This is a genomic window from uncultured Aquabacterium sp., assembly GCF_913773725.1.
Classification (GTDB): Bacteria; Pseudomonadota; Gammaproteobacteria; order Burkholderiales; family Burkholderiaceae_C; genus Aquabacterium.
In genome coordinates this window covers 108,164-128,568 of sequence record NZ_CAJYGK010000115.1, presented here as the reverse complement: position 1 = coordinate 128,568, position 20,405 = coordinate 108,164, and the positions used below count along the sequence as shown (strand labels likewise).

14 protein-coding genes are annotated in these 20,405 nt (G+C 68.2%); 6 read left to right on the top strand and 8 right to left on the bottom strand.

The genetic code is table 11. The features are described from left to right. The first annotated feature begins 42 nt into the window (after window positions 1-42). Window positions 43-1,947: a propionate--CoA ligase gene (locus QZ709_RS14085; RefSeq protein ID WP_294637984.1), complete on the top strand. Its 1,905-nt coding sequence runs from the start codon at window positions 43-45 to the stop codon at window positions 1,945-1,947. A gap of 111 nt (window positions 1,948-2,058) precedes the next feature. On the opposite strand, the gene phaZ is transcribed toward QZ709_RS14085, so the two are convergent. After that, entirely contained in the window at window positions 2,059-3,309 is a 1,251-nt protein-coding gene (phaZ, locus tag QZ709_RS14080; RefSeq protein WP_294637983.1) for a polyhydroxyalkanoate depolymerase, read from the bottom strand. Between the two features lie 136 nt (window positions 3,310-3,445). Here phaZ and QZ709_RS14075 point away from each other — a divergent pair, with 136 nt between their 5' ends. The 4 genes from QZ709_RS14075 (at window position 3,446) to QZ709_RS14060 (ending at window position 6,389) form a co-directional block, all read left to right on the top strand. Next, window positions 3,446-4,195 (top strand): glutathione S-transferase family protein, encoded by a 750-nt coding sequence (locus QZ709_RS14075; RefSeq protein WP_294637982.1) that lies wholly within the window; start codon window positions 3,446-3,448, stop codon window positions 4,193-4,195. Between the two features lie 125 nt (window positions 4,196-4,320). Continuing rightward, the gene (locus QZ709_RS14070; protein ID WP_294637981.1) at window positions 4,321-5,040 is read left to right on the top strand and encodes a UPF0149 family protein; all 720 of its coding nucleotides are present in this window, start codon (window positions 4,321-4,323) and stop codon (window positions 5,038-5,040) included. Window positions 5,041-5,090: 50 nt separating this feature from the next. After that, window positions 5,091-5,870 (top strand): metallophosphoesterase, encoded by a 780-nt coding sequence (locus QZ709_RS14065; protein ID WP_294637980.1) that lies wholly within the window; start codon window positions 5,091-5,093, stop codon window positions 5,868-5,870. Between the two features lie 96 nt (window positions 5,871-5,966). Further along, complete coding sequence (locus QZ709_RS14060; RefSeq protein WP_294637979.1) at window positions 5,967-6,389, top strand: universal stress protein; 423 nt, start codon at window positions 5,967-5,969, stop codon at window positions 6,387-6,389. Window positions 6,390-6,405: 16 nt separating this feature from the next. Here the strand turns inward: QZ709_RS14060 and QZ709_RS14055 are convergent, their stop codons facing one another. Both QZ709_RS14055 and QZ709_RS14050 read right to left on the bottom strand, forming a co-directional pair. Next, on the bottom strand, window positions 6,406-8,334 hold the full coding sequence (locus QZ709_RS14055; RefSeq protein ID WP_294637977.1) for a methyl-accepting chemotaxis protein: 1,929 nt from the start codon (window positions 8,332-8,334) through the stop codon (window positions 6,406-6,408). Window positions 8,335-8,574: 240 nt separating this feature from the next. Beyond that, window positions 8,575-9,147 carry a PEP-CTERM sorting domain-containing protein gene (locus QZ709_RS14050; protein ID WP_294637975.1) on the bottom strand — a complete coding sequence of 191 codons (573 nt, stop codon included), beginning with the start codon at window positions 9,145-9,147 and terminating at the stop codon, window positions 8,575-8,577. A 233-nt stretch (window positions 9,148-9,380) separates the two neighbouring features. On the opposite strand from QZ709_RS14050, the gene QZ709_RS14045 reads away from it, so the two are divergent. Then, the gene (locus QZ709_RS14045) at window positions 9,381-15,458 is read left to right on the top strand and encodes an excinuclease ABC subunit UvrA (RefSeq protein ID WP_294637974.1); all 6,078 of its coding nucleotides are present in this window, start codon (window positions 9,381-9,383) and stop codon (window positions 15,456-15,458) included. A 20-nt stretch (window positions 15,459-15,478) separates the two neighbouring features. On the opposite strand, the gene QZ709_RS14040 is transcribed toward QZ709_RS14045, so the two are convergent. The 5 genes from QZ709_RS14040 to msrP all read right to left on the bottom strand — a co-directional run bounded on the left by QZ709_RS14040 (window position 15,479) and on the right by msrP (window position 20,392). Beyond that, a complete protein-coding gene (locus QZ709_RS14040) occupies window positions 15,479-17,035 on the bottom strand; it encodes an EAL domain-containing protein (RefSeq protein ID WP_294637973.1) in 1,557 nt (518 codons plus the stop codon). Continuing rightward, window positions 17,032-17,583, bottom strand: coding sequence for a GAF domain-containing protein (locus QZ709_RS14035; protein WP_294637972.1), 552 nt, complete (start codon window positions 17,581-17,583; stop codon window positions 17,032-17,034). Before QZ709_RS14035 ends, QZ709_RS14040 begins: the two co-directional genes overlap by 4 nt. A 94-nt stretch (window positions 17,584-17,677) precedes the next feature. Then, complete coding sequence (locus QZ709_RS14030; RefSeq protein WP_294637970.1) at window positions 17,678-18,664, bottom strand: AEC family transporter; 987 nt, start codon at window positions 18,662-18,664, stop codon at window positions 17,678-17,680. 59 nt (window positions 18,665-18,723) lie between these two features. Next, window positions 18,724-19,368, bottom strand: coding sequence for a sulfite oxidase heme-binding subunit YedZ (locus QZ709_RS14025; protein ID WP_294637968.1), 645 nt, complete (start codon window positions 19,366-19,368; stop codon window positions 18,724-18,726). A gap of 10 nt (window positions 19,369-19,378) precedes the next feature. After that, on the bottom strand, window positions 19,379-20,392 hold the full coding sequence (msrP, locus tag QZ709_RS14020; protein WP_294637966.1) for a protein-methionine-sulfoxide reductase catalytic subunit MsrP: 1,014 nt from the start codon (window positions 20,390-20,392) through the stop codon (window positions 19,379-19,381). Window positions 20,393-20,405: the final 13 nt, after the last annotated feature.

Sequence of the window (20,405 nt, the reverse complement as noted above, 5' to 3'; positions counted from 1 at the left end):
ATTTCGTGAAGACGAGCACAACTTGACCGAGGAGCTTGAAGCATGGATTACGCCGCCCTGTACCGGCGGTCGGTGGACGACCGTGACGCCTTCTGGCGCGAACAGGCCGCCCGCATCGACTGGCACACACCGTTCGATCTGGTGTGCGACACGGCCAACCCGCCGTTTGCACAGTGGTTCGTCGGCGGCGAAACCAACCTCTGTCACAACGCGGTCGACCGCCATGCGGCCACCCGGCCCGATCAACCGGCACTGATCCACGTTTCCACCGAAACCGGCCGCGAAGAAACGCTGACCTTTGGCCAGCTGCACACCGAGGTGCAGCGCATGGCCGCCGTGCTGCAGCGCCTGGGCGTCAAGAAGGGCGACCGCGTGCTGCTGTACATGCCCATGATCCCCGAGGCCGTGATCGCCATGCTGGCCACGGTGCGCCTGGGGGCCATCCACTCGGTGGTGTTCGGCGGCTTTGCCAGTCACGCCCTGGCCAGCCGCATCGACGACGCGCGCCCCACGGTCGTGGTCACCGCCGATGCCGGCTCGCGTGGCGGCAAGGTCATCCCCTACAAGCCGCTGCTGGACGAGGCCCTGGCCCAGTGCAGTCACAGCGTGCCGCACGTGCTGCTGGTCAACCGCGGTCTGGCCGACGCCAGCATGACCGCCCCGCGCGACGTGGACTTCGCCCAGGCCCGCGAGGCCGTGCTCGATGCACAGGTGCCCTGCACCTGGGTGCCATCCGAGCACCCGAGCTACACGCTTTACACCAGCGGCACCACCGGCAAGCCCAAGGGCGTGCAGCGCGACACCGGCGGCTACACCGTGGCGCTGGCCACCTCGATGGAGCAGATTTACTGCGGCAAGCCCGGCGAGGTTTTCTTCTGCACCAGCGACATCGGCTGGGTCGTAGGCCACAGCTACATCGTCTACGGCCCACTGATCGCCGGCATGGCCACCATCGTCTACGAAGGCCTCCCGATCCGGCCGGATGCCGCCATCTGGTGGTCGCTGGTCGAGAAGTACAAGGTCAGCGTGATGTTCTCGGCGCCGACCGCCGTGCGCGTGCTGAAAAAGCAGGACCCGGAGTGCCTGCGCCGACATGACCTGAGCAGCCTGCGCCACCTCTTCCTGGCCGGCGAGCCGCTGGACGAGCCCACAGCCGCCTGGATCGGCGAGGCCATCGGCAAGCCCATCGTGGACAACTACTGGCAGACCGAGACGGGCTGGCCCATCCTGAGCCTGGCGCGCGGCATCGACCCCGATGCCAAGACCCGCCTGGGCTCGCCCGGCGTCCCCATGCCCGGCTACGATGTGAAGCTGCTGGACGACCAGACCGGCGCCGAGCTGACCGAGCCGAACCGCAAGGGCGTGCTGACCATCGGCTACCCCCTGCCGCCGGGCTGCCTGCAGACCGTGTGGGGGGACGACGACCGCTACGTCAAGACCTACTGGAGCACCTTCCCGCACAAGCCGGTCTACAACACCTTCGACTGGGGCCTGCGCGACGCCGACGGCTACTACTTCATCCTCGGCCGCACCGACGATGTGATCAACGTGGCCGGCCACCGCCTGGGCACCCGCGAGATCGAGGAAGCCGTGAGCAGCCATGCCGGCGTGGCCGAGGTGGCCGTGGTGGGCGTGGCCGATCAGCTCAAGGGCCAGGTGGCGCGCGCCTTCGTGGTGGCGCGTGACCCGTCGCGCACCGCCACCCCCGAGCTGCGGCAGGCGCTCGAAACCGAGATCATGCAGACGGTGGACCGGCAGCTCGGCGCCGTGGCCCGCCCGGCCCGCGTCGATTTTGTGAACGTGCTGCCCAAAACCCGCTCGGGCAAGCTGCTGCGCCGCGCCATCCAGGCGGTGTGCGAAGGCCGGGCCACCGGCGACCTGACCACGATCGAAGACCCGACCGCCTTGCAACAGTTGCAGGACGCGGTCAGCGAGGTGCGGGGCTGACGGACGCCGTTGCCCCAGGGCGCCTTGCTGGCCGCCATTACATCCCCCCGGGCGCCCCACCGGCCCGGACCTGAAGGCGAGACAAGGGTCTCGCCTTTTTTCTGGGGGGCGTCAGACGGCCGTCTGGTGGATCACGTCCCGCACACGCGGGTAGATCTCGTTCTGCCAGCGCCGGCCGCTGAACACGCCGTAGTGCCCGACCCCGGTCTGCACGTGGTGCGTGCGCCAGTAGGGTCGGACGGTCGTGCACAGGTCCTGCGCCGCCACCGTCTGGCCCACCGAGCAGATGTCGTCGCGCTCGCCTTCCACGGTCATCAGCGCCGTGCGGCGGATGGCCTGGGGCGCGATCTTCACGCCCTGGAAAGTCAGCTCCCCCCGGGGCAGGTCGTAGGTCTGGAACACCTTGTTGACGGTCTCGAGGTAGAACTCGGCCGGCAGATCGGCCACGGCGAAGTACTCCTCGTAGAAGCGCTTGGCGGCCTCGGCCTTGGCGTGGTCGCCCGCCGCGATGGCCGCGTACATGTCCTCGAACGCCTGGATGTGCCGGGCCTTGTTCATGCTCATGAAGGCCGTCAGCTGGACGAAGCCGGGGTACACCTTGCGGCCGGCACCGCGCTGGGGCCAGGGCACGGTGTGGATCATGTGCTCCTCGAACCAGCTGATGGGCTTGCTGGTCGCCAGCTCGTTGACGGTGGTCGGGTTCACCCGGCAGTCGATCGGCCCGGCCATCAGGGTCAGGCTGCGCGGCTGGGCCGGATGGGCGTCCTGGGCCATGGCCGACGTCGCCGCCAGGGCCGCGACACAGGGCTGGCAGATCGCCATCAGGTGGGATCCCGGCCCCATGCGATCGAGGAAGCGGATGACGTGATCGGTGTAGTGATCCAGGCCGAAGGCCCCGTGCTTCAGCGGCACGTCGCGCGCATTGGCCCAGTCGGTGATGAATACGTCGTGGTCCTGCAGCAGCGTGCGCACGGTGTCGCGCAACAAGGTGGCAAAGTGACCGGACATCGGGGCCACCAGCAGCACGCGGGGCTGCTCGGGCGCGCCCTCCTTGCGGAAGCGCAGCAGCGTCGCAAAGGGGGTGACCATCACCGGCTCTTCGACCACGTCGTAGCTGCGCCCCAGTGACACCACCTGCTCGATGCCGAATGCAGGCCGCTGGTGCGTGATGCGCATCCGTGAGAACACGTCGGCCGCCGCGGCCAGGCTGCGCCCGAACGGGCCGCCCGCCCAGTTCTCTTCGTGCAAGGCCTCGGTCGAGGCGTCCGGGAAGACCGCGTGCCACCAGTCGGCAAGCCGCCCGGCTGCCTCGCGCCAGGGGTCAAGCAGCATGTGCTGCGTCTGATAAGCCGTGTAGAGCATGGGATGCGGTGATGAACAGCAATGCGCTCAGTTGAGCAAGCGCTATGCCATTGCACGCTGACGCTTGGCACATGGCTTGCAAACACGCCACCCGCCCGGCCTGCCACCGCAGGCCGGGCCGCCACACGGAGACACCATGGCCAGCACCGACACCGCGCCCGTGAAGAAAGAGAAAGCCGCTCGCAAGACGACCAGCCGTGCCGCCCCCCCTCCTGGCCCGCGCCGCATCGACACCAGCACCACGCTGACCATCACGAGCAAGAACTACTCATCGTGGTCACTGCGGGGCTGGCTGCTGGCGCGCTTTGCCGGCCTGCCCTTCACCGAACATGTTCTGCCGCCCGATGACCCCTCCACCCGGGCCGAGATCCTGCTGCTGTCCTCCTCCATCCTGGTGCCCAGCCTTGTGCACAACGGCATCCGTGTGTGGGACACCCTGGCCATTGCCGAGTACCTGAACGAGGTCTGCCCCGAGGCGCACCTGCTGCCGGCCGATCCCAAGGCCCGCGCCCACTGCCGCGCCATCAGCGGTGAAATGCACTCCGGCTTCTCTGCGCTGCGCTCGTCGCTGCCGATGAACCTGCGCGGCCACTTCCCCGACTTCAAGGTCTGGTCGCGTGCGCAGGCCGACATCGATCGCATCTGCACCATCTGGCGCGAGTGCCTCGACACCTACGGGGGTCCTTTCCTGTTTGGCGCCCAGCGCTCGGTCGCCGATGCCATGTACGCGCCGGTCTGCACCCGTTTTGCCACCTACGACGTCAAGCTCGACGCCACCTGCGCCGCCTACCGCGACCTGATGCTGTCCCAGCCCGAGATGAAGGAGTGGTTCAAGGCCGCTCGCAGCGAGCCCATCGACATCGACGAACTGGACGTCGAGTTCTGAGCCGGTGCACGTGCCCTGTGACAGGGCACGCGATGCCTTGACCCGGTGCACGGCATGACCGCCGGGACACAGGGCAGGCATGTCCGGCACAATGCGGGTTTGGACATGTACCGGACAGAATCAAGATGAAGAACCCGCCTCCGCTGACCGACGCCGAGATCAACGAAATCGACGAGCTGCTGGCTGCCGTGCCGGCCCCGTACGAAACCGTCGATGCCGTGATCCTGGACGGCTACCTGGCGGGTGTCATCGTGCAACCGGTACAGCTCGAGCCCGAGCAATGGCTGGCCCCGATCTTCGGGACCGAAGGCATGCCCGAGCCCGGCATCGAAGGCTGGAGCGAGGCGCAGCACAACCGCCTGGTCACGCTCATCACCCGCCGCAAGGACGAGATCCTGCGCGGCATCCTGGAAGAAGGCTGGTTCGACCCGATCGTGCCGATGATCGAGGACGAAGACGGCAAGGTGCTGGAAGGCAAGGACGCCATGGAAGGCCTGGGCTACTGGGCGGCCGGCTTCGAATGGGCCCTGGCCAACTTCCCTCAGCTCGAAGAAGCCGCCCTGCCCGGCGTGCCCGACCTGCTCGACTCCATCTGGCGCCATCTGCCGGAGCAGGACGAGACCCAGCGTGCCATGACCAAGGCGCTGGACGAAGAGCACCCGCTGCGCAACCTGGACGAGGCCATCGAGGCGCTGGTGTTCGACGTGGTCGACCTGGCCCAGATCGGCGTGGCCGAGCGCACCAAGGTGGAAACCGTGGTGCGCGACCAGCCCAAGGTCGGCCGCAACGACCCCTGCCCCTGTGGCAGCGGCCGCAAGTACAAGCAGTGCCACGGCGCCAACTGAGCGCCGCACAGGCCCGCTGAACCGGGCGCCCGCGCCCGGCCCGATCGCTTGTGAAGATCCAGCTGCTGTCCGACCTGCACCTCGAGACCGAGGTGTTCACGCCCCGGCCCGCGCCGGGGGCGGACCTGCTCGTGCTGGCGGGCGATGTCGACAGCACCTGGGCCGGCCTGCAGCACTTTGCCGACTGGCCGGTGCCGGTGCTGTTCGTGCCCGGCAACCACGAGTTCGACCGGCGTGATGTGGACGAGGCCCTTGCCGGCCTGCGTGCCCGCTGCGACGCGCTCGGCCTGCACATGCTCGAGCGCGATGCCCTCGTGCTCGCCGCCCGGGATGGACGCCGCATCCGGTTTCTAGGGACCACGCGGTGGTGCGATTTCGACCTGTTCGGTGAGAAGGAACGCCCACGCGCCATGCGGGCCGCGTCCTACTTCGTCAACGTGATGCGTTCCACCCGGGGCGGCAACCCGTTCGACCCGGTCGCTGTCCGTGAAGAAGCCTTGCGGTGCCGTGCCTGGCTGGCAGCCGAGCTGGACCGCTTGCCCACGGCAGACAAGCCCTGGGACGTCACCGTCGTCGTCACCCACTTCGGGCCCAGTCTGCGCAGCGCCGACCCGCGCTATGGCCGCCAGCCCGGCACCGCCAGCTTCTGCAATGCCGACGACGACCTGCTGGCTGGCGCGCAACTGTGGATCCACGGCCACCTGCATTGCCGGCATGACTACCTGGTGCCCCATGCCGGCGGCGTCACCCGTGTGGTGAGCAACGCACGGGGCCACAGCCACAAGGGCGAGAGCGACGCGTTTGACGGTCTGTGCTGCATCAGCGTCTAGACTCGCGCATGGCGGCCGGCCTCTTGACAGGGGTCAACGCCGGGGCGGCTTCGCTTGCCCACACTGATTCCTGGACCAACAGACGAGGTTTCATCCATGAAGATCCTGCTTCCGGTTGACGGCAGCGCCTACACCAAGCGCATGCTGGCCTGGCTCACGACCAACGGCGAATGGCTCACGGGCCAGCACGAGTTCACCGTGCTGACTGTGGTGCCGGCCATCCCGCCGCATGCCGCAGCCATGTTTCCCGCCGACCAGTTGAAGTCGTACTACGACGACACCGCCGAGGCGGTCTTCAAGCCCATCCGCAAGTTCACGGCCAAGCACAACCTGGCCACCAACTACGTCACCAAGACCGGCCACGCGCCCGATGTCATCGCCAAGACGGCGGAAAAGGGCAAGCACGACCTCATCATCATGGGCTCGCACGGCCACGGCAACCTGATGAACCTGGTCATGGGCTCGGTGACCAACCAGGTGCTGGCACGCTGCAAGACGCCGGTGCTGCTGGTGCGCTGAAGCCGCACCCGGCAGGTCAGGCCAGCGTGAAGCGGCCCACGGCCTGCTGCAGACGCAAGGCCTGGTCACTCAGGCTCGCCGCTGCGGCACTGGACTCTTCCACCAGTGCCGCATTCTGTTGCGTGGCCTGATCCAGCAGCGACACCGCCTGGTTCACCTGCGCAATCCCCTGGCTCTGCTGCTCGCTGGCCGAGGCGATCTCGGTCATCAGCTGGCTCACCTTCTGCACCTGATCGATCAGCCGCTCGATCGATTCGCTGCTGTGGCTGGCCAACTCGTAACCCTGTTCGACGCTGTCGACGCTGCTGCTGATCAAGCTCTTGATCTCGCGTGCAGCCTGGGCGCTGCGCTGCGCCAGCGTCCGCACCTCACCTGCCACGACCGCAAAGCCACGTCCCTGCTCACCGGCACGGGCCGCCTCCACGGCCGCGTTCAGCGCCAGGATGTTGGTCTGGAACGCGATCCCGTCGATCACCGCATTGATCTCGGCAATGCGGGCACTGGTCTGCTTGATCTCCGCCATCTTGCTGACCACCTGACCGAAGACCTCGCCGCCTTGCGTGGCCTCACGCGATGCCGCCGTGGCCAGTTCGTTGGCCTGCAGCGCCGTGCTGGCGTTGTGCTTCACGGTGGCCGACATCTCTTCCATGGACGAAGCGGTCTGCTGCAGGGACGACGCCTGACTTTCCGTGCGGGCGCTCAGATCCAGGTTGCCTTGCGCGATCTGGCTGGACGCCGTGGCCACCGAGTCGCTCGCTGCCTTGATACCGAGAATCGTCTGCTTCAGGTGCTCGATGGCCTGCCCGATGGCATTGACCATCTGCCCGATTTCATCGCGGCTCTGGCTGTGCAGCGTGCGGGTCAGGTCGCCCGCGGTCAGCGCGCGGGCCGCAGCCATGGCCTCCTCCACCGTGCGGGTGGTGGTGCGCGTGATCAGCACGGCCGCCCACAGTCCCAGCGCGAAGGCAGACAGCGCGATCATCGCGATCAAGCCGACAATCTGGCGGTCCAGACGGATGTTGCGCGCAAACAGTTCGTCCAGCCGGCTCAGTGCCATCTCGCTGAGCTTGAACTGGGCCGTGATCACCTCGGTGGTGGCCTGGAAGTAGTCGCCACTGGCAAGATCCGGCAGGGTCTCGCTCTTCGACAGGCTGTCGATCAAAGCCGCCCCCCGCGTCACGGCCGCCTGGGCCTGCTCGACCGCCTGCGTGAAGGTCGGCACGGGCTCGCCATTGCGGGCCACGGCGGCCCGGGCAAGGTTGCGCTGGGCGTCTTGCGCGTGGGTCAGGGCCACGCTCTTGAGCGACTGCAGCGTCTGGCGCTCGTCCGGCGTGCTGCTCTGACGCACCAGCATCGCCGTACCTCGCGCGCGAGCCAGTCCGAGTTGCTCGGTCAGCCTGGGCAGATCCCGGAAAACCGTCTGAATCAGGAAGTAGCGCTCGGCATCGGGGTCGAGGCTCAGGCCGCTCACCGCCGCCACGTCTTCGAGCAGCAGCAGCCCCCGGTTCACGAGGGCGGTGTGCCGCCGCACGCTGTCCGCCGGTGTCAGCACGCCGCTGGCCACCTCTTCGGCCAGCACCTGCCAGTCTCGGGCGAGGGCAGTCACACTGTCGCTGACGGCCTTCTCTTGCAGCGCATCCACGCTGGCCTGCGCCTGACCCACCGCCACGTCCAGCTTGCTGCGTCGCGCTGCCAGGTCGGCCTTCTTGCTGACGTCACCACTCAAGAAGGCATTCGACAGGCCGCGGTGTTCCTGCATCAGCTTGATCAGGGCCAGAAGGTCGCGCGAAGGTTGCATGCCCTCTTGCTCACGCTCGATCGCCGTCAGGTCGGATACCGCCGACCGCACCACCAGAGCCGACGGTGCTGCGGCCATCAACAGCGCCAGCAGACACAGCAGCACGAATTTGTGCCGCAAAGGGAGGTTGGCGATCCAGGCCGTCATTCTTCTCTACTCCAGCACCCCGGTGAACCACCAGGGAGCGAAACACTTGGGGCGGTTCCGCTTGACCCGTCGCGCCTCGCTCTTCCAACTGACGCCCTGCAGCGCCCCTCGGACGCTACGACCTCCGTTTACGGCCTGTTACGTCTGAACTTGAGCCTTCCGGACGGCTTTGCTGCGTTTTATTGAATGGCAAAAAGAAAGGCGCCCGACAGGGCGCCCGAGAGACAGCGAGGAAGTCGATCAGCCGCGACGGCGGCGCACGAAGGCCAGGCCCCCCAGCCCCATCAGCATCAGGCCATAGGTGCCCGGCTCGGGCACGGCGCAGACGAACTTGAGCCAGTCGATGGAGTAATCGGAGCCGGCATGACCGAAGGTGAAGCTCTTGCCGGTCAGCTCCGGCGAGATCGAATAGCTGGACAGCGAGTAGGTCTTGGCGGCTGCGCCGTCGACCGACAGCGAGAACTTGCCGCCGAGGAGGTTGTCCATGTCGAAGGCCTTGAGCACCACGGCTTCGGCAAACGTCACGGTGACGGCCTGTCCCTTGTCGATGTGGGGTGAGTCGAACCAGCCGGAGTAGACGCCCAGTTGACCGCCCACGATCTTGAGCGAACCGCCAGTGGGGGTGACGGTGGCATCACCGCCCGCGTCGGTGTCCTTGAAGACGTACTTCGGCGACAGGTCCAGGATCGACGAGAAGGTGAGGGTCGTGGTGCAGTCAGGCCAGCACGACTTCGTGTGGGTCCAGCCTGTCGCCTGGGCCGAGGCCGAGGTCAAGACGGCCGCAAGGGCCAGGGCTGCGGGAATCAATCGCATGAAATCCTCCTGAAGGGGTTGTGGTTGTGAGCGCTTTGCGCGTTTGCGGCTCATTGTGAGGACAACCCTTCAGGCGGCGCTACCCCAAGCTTGACAATTCGCACCTGATGCCCCCGCAAACAGGGGGAACAAAGAGCGACAACACCGACAGCAGGCACGATGCCCCGCTGCCCGCCAGGGACGCGCGCCGGTCCCTAGAATGTTGGCGCCCCAGCGAACAGGCCCATACCACCATGTCCGATATCCGCATCCGCGGTGCCCGTCAGCACAACCTCAAGAACCTCGACCTCGACATCCACACGGGTGAGCTGACGGTCGTGACCGGGCCCAGCGGTTCCGGCAAGTCGTCGCTGGTGTTCGACACGCTCTATGCCGAAGGGCAGCGCCGGTACGTGGAAACGTTCAGCGCCTACGCGCGGCAGTTCCTCGACCGCATGGACCGCCCCGCCGTGGACCGCGTGGAAGGGGTGCCGCCGGCCATCGCGATCGACCAGACCAACCCGGTGCGGACCTCCCGTTCGACCGTGGGCACGATGACGGAGCTGAACGACCACCTGAAGTTGCTGTTCGCCCGGGGGGCGCAGTTGTTCGACCAGGACACAGGCCAGCTGGTGCGCGAAGACACGCCGCAATCGGTGTTCGACGAACTGCTGCGCCGTTGCAGCGCCACCGAGGGCGGCCGGCGCGTGGTCGTGACCTTCGCGGCCGAACTGCCGGCCAACACCAGCACCGAGCAGATGGAGGAATGGCTGTCGGCCAGCGGTTTCTCGCGGGTGCAGGCGCAGCGGGTGGTGAAGGCCAGCAGCCTGCCGTCCGCAGCCTTGGCGGCGGGCCAGGCGCGTGCCACGGCCGCACTGGATGACGCCGATACGCCGAAGAAGAAGCCGGCGGCCAAGAAAGCGGCGGCGAAGAAGACCGCCAAAAGCGACGCCGAGGCACCGGGTGCCGACGAGCGCCTGGTGCTCGACGTGGTGGTCGACCGCTTCCGCATCGGCGCCGACCCGAGCGGGGCCGACCTGGACCGTCCCCGCGTGATGGAGGCGCTGGAAGTGGCCTTCAAGCGCGGCAGCGGCCACATCACCGTCTACGCGCTGACCGACGACGAGCCCGAACTGTGGCGCTTCTCGGCCGGCCTGCACTGCCCGGACAGCCACCGCCGCTACAGCACGCCGCAGCCGGGCATGTTCTCGTTCAACTCGGCCGCGGGCGCCTGCCCCACCTGCCGAGGCTTCGGCCGCGTCATCGGCGTGGACTGGGGCCTCGTCATCCCGGATGCGAAGAAGACGCTGCGGGGCGGCGCCATCAAGCCACTGCAGACGCCCGCCTGGGCCGAATGCCAGGACGACCTGATCAAGTACGCGGGCGATGCCGGCGTGCCGCGCGACACCGCGTGGTCGCAGATGAGCGCCGAACACAAGCACTGGGTGCTGGAGGGCGACCCTGACTGGAAGGGCAACTGGAACAAGCAGTGGTATGGCATCCGCCGCTTCTTCGAGTACCTGGAAAGCAAGGCCTACAAGATGCACATCCGCGTGCTCTTATCGAAGTACCGCAGCTACACGCCCTGCCCCACCTGCGACGGCGCCCGCCTGCAACTGGAATCGCTGTTGTGGCGTCTGGGTTCCAAGGCCGATGCCGACGCGGTGCTGCTGCCAGGCAAGCGCTTCAGCCCCAAGGGCCTGCCGCTGCCGCGTGATGCTTTCGAGGCCTTGCCCGGCCTGAGCCTCCACGACCTGATGCTGCTGCCGATCGACCAGCTGCAGCGCTTCTTCAGCTTCGTGACGCTGGCCAACCGGGGCGACAACGAGGCCCTGGCCCTGCTGCTGGACGAAATCCGCACGCGCCTGAAGTACCTGGTCGATGTGGGCCTGGGTTACCTGACGCTGGATCGGCAAAGCCGCACGCTCTCGGGTGGCGAGGTGCAGCGCATCAACCTGACCACGGCGCTGGGCACCTCGCTGGTCAACACGCTGTTCGTGCTCGACGAGCCCTCGATCGGCCTGCACCCGCGCGACATGGACCGCATCAACCTGGCCATGCAGCGCCTGGTGGACGCGGGCAACACGCTGGTCGTGGTCGAGCACGACCCCGCCGTGATGCTGGCCGCCGACCGCGTCATCGACATGGGCCCCGGCCCGGGCCACCAGGGTGGGCGGATCGTGTTCGATGGCTCACCGGATGAGCTCAAGCGCGCCGAAACGCTGACCGGTGCTTACCTGGGTGCCCGCCGCACCATCGGCATCGGCAAACGCCGCCCGGTGGAAGAGAACACGCCGAAGCTGATCCTGCAGGGCGCCCGCGAGCACAACCTGAAGAACCTGAACGTCGACTTCCCGCTGCAGCGGCTGGTGGGCGTCACTGGGGTGAGCGGTTCGGGCAAGTCCTCGCTGATCCAGGACATCCTGCACCCGGCCCTGCTGCGCCACTTCGGCCAGGCCACCGAAAGCCCGGGCGAGCACGACGACCTGCTGGGCGCCGACTGGCTCAGCGGCGTGAGCTTTGTCGACCAGTCGCCGATTGGCAAGACGGCACGCTCGAACCCGGCCAGCTACGTGGGCGCCTTCGATGCCGTGCGCACGCTGTTCGCCACCACGCCGCTGTCGCGCGAACGCAAGTACACCGCGGGCACCTTCAGCTTCAACGCGGGCAACGGCCGCTGTCCCACCTGCGGCGGCTCGGGCTTCGAGCACGTCGAAATGCAGTTCCTGAGCGACGTGTACCTTCGCTGCCCGGATTGCGACGGCACGCGCTTCCGCGCCGAGGTGCGCGAGGTGCAGATCGAGCGGCTGAACAAGAAGCTCAGCATCTCGGACGTGCTGGAGCTGACCGTGGCCGAGGCCGTGCGCCTGTTCGCGCAGGATGTGGACGTGGTGCGTGCGCTGCAGCCGCTGGCCGATGTGGGCCTGGACTACGTGAAGCTGGGGCAGCCGGTGCCGACGCTGTCGGGCGGTGAGGCACAGCGCCTGAAGCTGGCCGGCCACCTGGTGGAAGCCGCCGCGCAGATGAGCAAGAGCGGCCAGCGCACCGCGCGCAAGGGCACCCTCTTCCTGTTCGACGAGCCGACCACCGGCCTGCACTTCGACGACATCGCCAAGCTGATGCGCGCCTTCGGCAAGCTGCTGGACGCCGGCAACAGCATCATCCTGATCGAGCACAACCTGGACGTGATCCGGGCCTGCGACTGGCTGATCGAGCTGGGCCCCGAAGGCGGCGATGCCGGCGGGCAGATCGTGGCCACCGGCGCGCCGGAAACGCTGAAGCTGGGCCGCACCCACACCGCCGTGGCGCTGCGTGAGTACGAGCAGGCACTGGGCTTGAAAGACGAGACAGGCTCATCCGATGAGCCTTCAAAACCCACCGCCCCCACCAAGGCGAAGGGGCGCGGCAAGCCGGCACCGGCCGGCGAGACCGCAGCGACCCCAGCCGCGCCCAACCGCGTCATGGTGCCCGCGGCCAACGACAGCACCGCCCTGCTCGCCGCCGAAGCCACACCCACCTACGCCCTGGCCGCCAACGACGACGGCGTCTCGCTGCAAGCGCTCATCAAGGCCCGCCGCGAGCAACGCCGTGCGGCGGCCGCCAAGGCCCCGGGCCACGATGCAATCGAGGTCGTCAACGCCCATGAGCACAACCTCAAGGGCCTGAGCGTGCACATCCCGCGTGGCAAGTTCAACGTGGTCACCGGCGTGTCGGGCTCGGGCAAGTCGACGCTGGCCTTCGACATCCTCTTCAACGAAGGCCAGCGCCGCTACCTGGAATCGCTCAACGCCTACGCGCGCTCGCTGGTGCAACCGGCTGGCCGCCCCGAGGTCGATGCGGTCTACGGCATCCCGCCCACCGTGGCCATCGAGCAGCGCCTGTCGCGCGGCGGGCGCAAGTCCACCGTGGGCACCACCACCGAGGTGCACCACTTCCTGCGCCTGCTGTACGTCAAGCTCGGCGTGCAGCACTGCCCCTGCTGTGTCGACGCCAACGGCCATCCCATCCCGGTGCTGCCGCAGACCCCCGAGGCCATCGCCGCCCAATGGGTCCGGGATCACCGCGGCCAGCACATCGGCCTGATGGCGCCGCTGGTTGTGAACCGCAAGGGCATCTACACCGAGCTGGCCAAGTGGGCCGCCGGCAAGGGCTTCACGCACCTGCGGGTCGATGGCGAGTTCCTGCCCGTCGCGGGCTGGGGCACGGCCAAGGGCCCGAAGATCGACCGCTACCGCGAGCACACCATCGAACTGCCGGTGGGCGACGTCGTCGTCACGCCCGAGAACGAAGGCCGCCTGCGCGAGTTGCTGGCCAGCGCGCTGGAACATGGCAAGGGCGTGGTGCACCTGATCACCGGGCTCGATGGCCTGGCCGATGCGCTGGCCACGGGCAAATCGACGCTGCACATGGGCCGTGTGAAGGTGTTCTCCACGCAGCGCGCCTGCCCGAGCTGCGGCACCAGCTTCCCCGAGCTCGACCCGCGCCTGTTCAGCTACAACAGCAAGCATGGCTGGTGCCCCGATTGCGTGGGCACCGGGCTGGCGCTGACGCGTGAGCAGCGCCTGGCGCTCGACGACTCGCAACAGGACGACAACCGCGGCCGCGAACAGACCTTTGCCGAGCCCGAGGTCGAGGACGTGGAAGACGTCGAATGCGGCACCTGCCACGGTGCGCGCCTGAACGCGGTGGCGCGCGCGGTGCAACTGCGCGGCGACTCGATTGCCGATGTGTCGGCGCTGGCCGTGAAGGACGCGCGCAAGTGGGCCGAGAAGCTCAAGCTCGATGGCCGCGAGGCCACGATCGCGCGCGACATCGTCAGCGAGATCAAGTCGCGCCTGGCCTTCATGGAGCAGGTGGGCCTGGGCTACCTCAGCCTGGACCGCGCCGCGCCCACGCTCTCGGGCGGCGAGGCCCAACGCATCCGCCTGGCGGCGCAACTGGGCAGCAACCTGCAGGGCGTGTGCTACGTGCTGGACGAGCCGACCATCGGCCTGCACCCGCGCGACAACCAGCTGCTGCTCGATGCCCTGCACACGCTGGGCAAGGAAGGCAACACCCTGGTCGTCGTCGAACACGACGAGGACACCATCCGCCGCGCCGAGCACGTCATCGACATCGGCCCGGGCGCCGGCGTGCGCGGCGGCACGGTGGTGGCACAGGGCACGGTGGCCGACATCATGGCCTCGGCCGATTCGGTCACGGGCCGCTGCCTGCGGGCGCCGATGGTGCACCCGCTGCGTCGCGATGAAGAAGGCCAGCCCCTGGCGCGCCGTGCCATCGCGGCCGACACCCCGCTGCTGACGGTGAAGAAGGCCCGGCTGCACAACCTCGACCAGGTCACGGTGGAGGTGCCACTCCACCGGTTGGTGGCCGTCACCGGTGTGTCGGGCTCGGGCAAATCGACCTTTGCGCGCGACGTGCTGCTGGCCAACGTGCAGGCCGCTGTTGCGATCCCGCCGAAGGCCCGTGCCACCACGCGGCCCACGTGGCATGGGTGCGAAGGCATCGACGGCTGGGGCCTCGTCGACCGCGTGCTCGAAGTCGACCAGACGCCGATCGGCAAGACCCCACGTTCATGCCCGGCCACCTACATCGGCTTCTGGGACACGATCCGCAAGCTGTTTGCCGACACGCTGGAAGCGCGCGCGCGCGGCTGGGGCCCGGGCCGCTTCAGCTTCAACACCGGCGAAGGCCGCTGCCCCGATTGCGAAGGCCAGGGCATCCGCACCATCGAAATGGCCTTCCTGCCCGACGTGAAGGTGCACTGCGACACCTGCAACGGCATGCGCTTCAACCCCGAGACGCTGGCGGCCACCTGGCGCGGCAAGCACATCGGCGACGTGCTGAAGATGGAGGTGGACGAGGCAGTCGCGTTCTTCGCCTCGATGCCGTCGATCGCGCACCCGCTGAAGCTGCTGCAGGACGTGGGCCTGGGCTACCTCACGCTGGGCCAGCCCTCGCCCACGCTGTCGGGTGGCGAGGCACAGCGCATCAAGCTGGTGACCGAGCTCAGCAAGGTGCGCGATGACATCACCCGCCGCGGCCAGAAGGCCCCGCACACGCTGTACGTGCTGGATGAACCGACCGTGGGCCTGCACATGGCCGACGTGGAGCGGCTCATCAAGGTGCTGCACCGCCTGGTCGACGGCGGCCACAGCGTGGTGGTGATCGAGCACGATCTCGATGTCATCGCCGAGGCCGACTGGATCATCGACATGGGCCCGGAAGGCGGCTCGGGTGGCGGCAAGGTAGCGGCACTCGGCACGCCGGATCAGGTCGTGGCCAGCCGCTCGCACACCGGGGTGGCGCTCAAAGGGGTGCTGCAGCGCTGAGTGCGGGGCACGCCGCGTGCTCAGTGCAAGCGATCGCGTCGAACGGCACCACCGGCAGCCTGTTGCATCCAGGCCGGAACACGAGCTGGCGGCAGCGGTGGTGCCAGCCATTCGCCCTGGCCGACCAGGCAACCCACCTGTTGCAGCCCTTGGACTTGACCGGGCGAGGTCACCCCTTTCGCCACGACCATCAGCCCGAGGTTGTGCGCCAGCGAGACCATGGCCTGGACAATGCGGGCGCAGGCGAGGTCGTGCTCCAGCGCCTGGGCCAGCGTCGCATCGATGCGGACGCCGTGAATGCACGGCAAGGACAGCATGGGGATGGAGGAAAGGGCAGCGCCCATGTCGTCCAGCGCGATCCGCACACCGCGGGCATGCAGACCGCTGACCACCTCCCGATGATCCTGCATCACCAGCATCGCCGACTCATGAAACACGAGGATGAGGTGGTCTGCGGGCAGCCCGGTCTCGCTCAGAACCTGAGCCACCAGGTCCACGAAGGCGGCCGACGTGAGCTGGGAATTGCGGATGGACACAGCCACAGGCACGCCGTTCCCCGTGCGGTGCAGATCTGCCGCGAACCCACACGCGGTGCGGAGCGTCCAGAGGTCCAGCGCATCGCGCAGGCCGGCCTCTTCTGCCACGTTGGCCCACACGGGGCCACGCATCGGAGCGGGGCCTTGCTCAGGCCAATGCAGTTGGGCGTCGAGCGCGATCACCGCACCACCGTCCAGCGACATCACCGGCTGGTAAGCCAGGCCCAGTGACCTCGGCTGCGCCAACTCCTGCGCAAGCACCTCTGCAGCGGCCCGTTGCACAGCATGTCGGCGCGCCATCGCCGGCATGTGCACCGCGAGCTGTCCTCGCCCATGCGCGCAGGCCAGGGCCCCCAGCGCCGGATTGAGCAGCCCGTCGATGCGCGCAGACTCGGCGGCCCCGAGGGCAAGTCCGGCGCAGCCCGCCAGCCGGACGCTGTGGTGGCGTGTCACGCTCAGGGGGCATTGCAGCGCATCCAGTAGCTCCTGTGCCTGAAGAACGCCCTCGCCATCGGTCCGCCAGGCCAGCACCCACCCGCCTGCGCCATCGTGCGAGGCCACCATGCCGACGCCAGGCGGCAGACTCTGGCGGAGCCGCGCCAGGATGACGCCAGGCAGGGCCGATCCGGCATCGGCGGGCAAGGTGTCTCGGACAAAGCCATAGCGATCGATCTGAATGGCCATGACGGCGAGATCTGCGCCGCCCGCCCCTGTTTCACCGACCAGCACGGGCGACACCGCATAGGGACCGAGCCCTGTCCCCAGGCGGGACGCCGCCGTGCCGTCCACCAGCATCACCACTGGCGTGTGCCAGCCATCCCGGATCGCCTGCACCACGGCAGCCGAGCCGGCATCCACCAGCAAGGGTTGTTCGACCAGCACCAGGGCCGGGCGACTCTCGCTCAGCAGAGGCAGGACCTGCTCGACCCGGCTGACCAGCCCGATCACCTTGAGACCGGCCGCCGGCGCCGACCCGAAGCTCGACAACACCTCGTCCGCATCCAGGCTCACCACCACCACGGGGACACGGCCCGCACTCATCCCGGCAGCACCCGGGCGAGTTCGAGCCGCGTCTGCAAGGACTGCGTGGCCACCTGAGCCAGGTCGTTCAGCGCCGCACGCTGGTCTGCGCGCAAGCGATAAGGCCGATGGTCTACCACGCACAGCGTCCCCACGGCCTGCCCGTCGCACACCAGCGGCACCCCCGCGTAGAAGCGCACATGGGGCGGCCCGGTCACGAGCGGATTGGCCGCGAAGACAGGATCAGACTGCGCATCCGGGACCTCGAACAGCCCGGGCGCGGCAATGGCGCGCGCGCAGAAGGAAAACGCATTGTCCGATGCCCCTCCCTGGGGCAGGCCCACCGCGGCCATGAACCAGGTGCGCTCGGCATCGACGAGGCCCAGCGCCCCAATCGGGCAGCCGGTGACCGTCACGGCGAGCCGGGTCATGGCGTCGAACGTGGGGTCGGCCCCGGTGTCCAGCAGCGCCAGTGCACGCAGCACAGCAAGACGCCGCTCATCGCGAACAATGGGCGGCGCGCACTCGACGAGTCGGGCCTCGGCACGAGGCGGGAAGGGCAGCAGCATGTGGGGCGCAGAGGGAGAGGGCGAAACAAGCTGTAACAACATCATAAACGGTCGGTTGCGTGAACAACAGCGCACGTTTGGTCGATGCGGACAGTCAGGCCCTCTCGTGCACGCCCAGCAGGGCCGCCCAAATCAGCAGGGATCCCACCGAGCCGACCGTGGTCCAGAGAATGATCCGGGCAATGCGCCCCGTGTCTGCCCCTTCTCGTTCGGCCAGCATGGACACATTGGCCGCAGCCGGCAACGCGGCGGCCAATGTGACGGCCGTGAGGCCGGGAGGCGGCAGGGGATGCCCCAGTTCCGCCAGCACCTGCCCCATCGCCCACACCAGCAGGGGGTGAACCACCAGCTTCAACAGGACAGGCCCTTGTATGCCCACCGGACGGCCCGCCCGCTCCGACGAGGCACCGCCGCTGGCGCGCATCTGCGCCCGCGCAACGATGGCACCCAGCGTGAACAAGGCTGCCGGCGTGGCCGCCTGCCCGAGCAGACGCAGGGTGTCGTCCACCGGAGCCGGCACCGGCCACCCCAGGGCAGCCACCGCCATGCCGGCGGCCATGGCCAGCAGCAGCGGATTGCGGAGCGCGCCCCTCAGGGAGGCCCGCATCGACGCCATCGCGTCGCCCCCGCCGGCGCCCCCAGCGTGGATCCATGCCACGCAGGCCGAGCACGTGAGGATCACGTCCACAAGCAGGGTCGCCGCCACGGGGCCTGCGGCCTGCGGCCCCAACAGGCCGGTGAGCAAGGGCAGGCCCAGAAAGCCCGTGTTCGGGAACGCTGCCACCAGGGCGACCATCCCCGCGTCGCGTCGTCCCAGAGCAGACCGCTTTGCCAACAGGAGGCCGAGCAAGGTCACGGTCGCGCTGGACACCGCATACACCGCAAGCAGCCCCCACACCGGCCCCGCCTGCAAGCGGCCGCCCGCGCCCAAACGAAACACCAGGGCCGACAGGGCGAAGTACAGCACGAACACCATCAGGGCACCGATGCCCTCCACCGGCAGCAGCCCACGGCGGGCGGCCGCCCAGCCGATCAGGACCAGGGCGAAGAACGGCAACAACAGCGACAGCAGCGACCACATGGCGGCATTGTCACGGCACGGCCGTCACACACCGTTCGCGCGCAAGGGCTCGCGGGCGCTCAGCGCACACGCCACATCGCAAGAAAGCCGCCGCGGCGCATCACCCGCCAACCCAGCAGGACCGCCAGGATGACCGCGTAGACCATCACCTCCGCCGTGTCGTTCTTGGCATCCTTCTTGAGGTAGAAGTGCAGCAGGCCCAGCAAGGCCGTCACATAGGCCAGCCGGTGCAGCATCTGCCAGCGCCGCCCGCCCAGGGCGCGCACCGCCGCGTTGAACGAGGTGAGCGCCAGCGGGGTCATGACCGCCAGCGCCAGCATGCCCACCAGGATGAAATTGCGCTTGAGCACGTCGCGCACGATGTCGTCGAGCACCAGCCCCTGGTCGAACCAGGCATAGGACAGGAAGTGCAGCACGGCATAGACAAACGCCGTGACCCCCAGCGTGCGGCGGTAACGCACCAGCGCCGGCAGGCCGACCAGTTCGCGCAAGGGGGTGATGGCCAGCGTCAGCCACAGCCAGCGCAGCGTCCACTCACCGGTTTCGAGGATCAATGCTTCGGCCGGATCGGGCCCCAGCGCATCGGCCCAGGCACGGGCCAGCAGCACCCCGGCCGGCACCGCACACAGCAACCACAACACGGGCTTCAGCCAGGGCTTGACCAGCCAGGCGTTCGCAGGAGACAGGGAGGGCAAAGCAGGCATGGGCGCGGTGTCAGTAGTTCTTCTTCAGATCCATGCCAGCATACAACTGCGCCACCTGCGCTTCGTAGCCGTTGAACATCAACGTCGGTTTGCGAGGCGCAAACAGCCCGCCTTCGCCGATGCGGCGCTCGGTGGCCTGGCTCCAGCGCGGGTGGTCCACCTTGGGGTTCACGTTGGAATAAAAGCCATATTCCTGCGGGTTGGCCTTGACCCAGCTCGGCGTGACCGGCTTCTCGGTGAACTGGATGCGCACGATGGACTTGGCGCTCTTGAAGCCGTACTTCCAGGGCACCACCAGGCGCACGGGCGCGCCGTTCTGGTTGGGCAGCACCTCGCCGTACAGCCCGAACGCCAGCAGCGTGAGCGGGTGCATCGCCTCGTCGATGCGCAGGCTTTCCACGTAAGGCCAGTCGAGCACACGAGACTGCACGCCCGGCATCTGCCTCGGATCCGCCAGCGTGTAGAACGACACGTACCTGGCTCGGCCAGTGGGCTCGACGCGGCTGGCCAGCGCCGACAACGAGAACCCGATCCACGGGATCACCATCGACCACCCTTCGACGCAGCGCAGCCGGTAGATGCGCTCTTCCATCGGCGCCACGCGCATCAGGTCTTCCAGTGCCAGCCGTTGCGGCTTGCCGACCTCGCCATCCACCAGCACCGACCACGGCCGGGGCTTGAGCGTGTGCGCGTACTCGGCCGGGTCACTCTTGTCGGTGCCGAATTCGTAGAAGTTGTTGTAGTGGGTGATGTCCTCGTACGAGGTGAGCTTGTCCATCACCTGCGCGCCGGGCACGCCGCTGCGCGTGGCAGCCAGCGCGGTCAGCTTGCCGGGCCGCTTGACGGCCGACGCTGGGGCCTGCGCCAGGGCCGCCCCACCGAATGCGGCGCCCGCCCCGATGGCCAGACCTTGCAACACGCGACGCCGGTCGGCGTACACCGCCTGTGGCGTGACCTCGTGCTCGGGCAGCACGAAGCCGCTGTCAGGGTGCAGGCGGTGATGGCGGGTGCGGATGAAAGACATGACAGGCTCCACG

Bases quoted from the DNA above. Each gene is read 5' to 3' on its own strand.
- QZ709_RS14085 (WP_294637984.1), top strand. From the start codon at position 43: ATGGATTACGCCGCCCTGTACCGGCGGTCGGTGGACGACCGTGACGCC.
- phaZ (WP_294637983.1), bottom strand. From the start codon at position 3,309: ATGCTCTACACGGCTTATCAGACGCAGCACATGCTGCTTGACCCCTGG.
- QZ709_RS14075 (WP_294637982.1), top strand. From the start codon at position 3,446: ATGGCCAGCACCGACACCGCGCCCGTGAAGAAAGAGAAAGCCGCTCGC.
- QZ709_RS14070 (WP_294637981.1), top strand. From the start codon at position 4,321: ATGAAGAACCCGCCTCCGCTGACCGACGCCGAGATCAACGAAATCGAC.
- QZ709_RS14060 (WP_294637979.1), top strand. From the start codon at position 5,967: ATGAAGATCCTGCTTCCGGTTGACGGCAGCGCCTACACCAAGCGCATG.
- QZ709_RS14055 (WP_294637977.1), bottom strand. From the start codon at position 8,334: ATGACGGCCTGGATCGCCAACCTCCCTTTGCGGCACAAATTCGTGCTG.
- QZ709_RS14050 (WP_294637975.1), bottom strand. From the start codon at position 9,147: ATGCGATTGATTCCCGCAGCCCTGGCCCTTGCGGCCGTCTTGACCTCG.
- QZ709_RS14045 (WP_294637974.1), top strand. From the start codon at position 9,381: ATGTCCGATATCCGCATCCGCGGTGCCCGTCAGCACAACCTCAAGAAC.
- QZ709_RS14040 (WP_294637973.1), bottom strand. From the start codon at position 17,035: ATGAGTGCGGGCCGTGTCCCCGTGGTGGTGGTGAGCCTGGATGCGGAC.
- QZ709_RS14035 (WP_294637972.1), bottom strand. From the start codon at position 17,583: ATGCTGCTGCCCTTCCCGCCTCGTGCCGAGGCCCGACTCGTCGAGTGC.
- QZ709_RS14030 (WP_294637970.1), bottom strand. From the start codon at position 18,664: ATGTGGTCGCTGCTGTCGCTGTTGTTGCCGTTCTTCGCCCTGGTCCTG.
- QZ709_RS14025 (WP_294637968.1), bottom strand. From the start codon at position 19,368: ATGCCTGCTTTGCCCTCCCTGTCTCCTGCGAACGCCTGGCTGGTCAAG.
- msrP (WP_294637966.1), bottom strand. From the start codon at position 20,392: ATGTCTTTCATCCGCACCCGCCATCACCGCCTGCACCCTGACAGCGGC.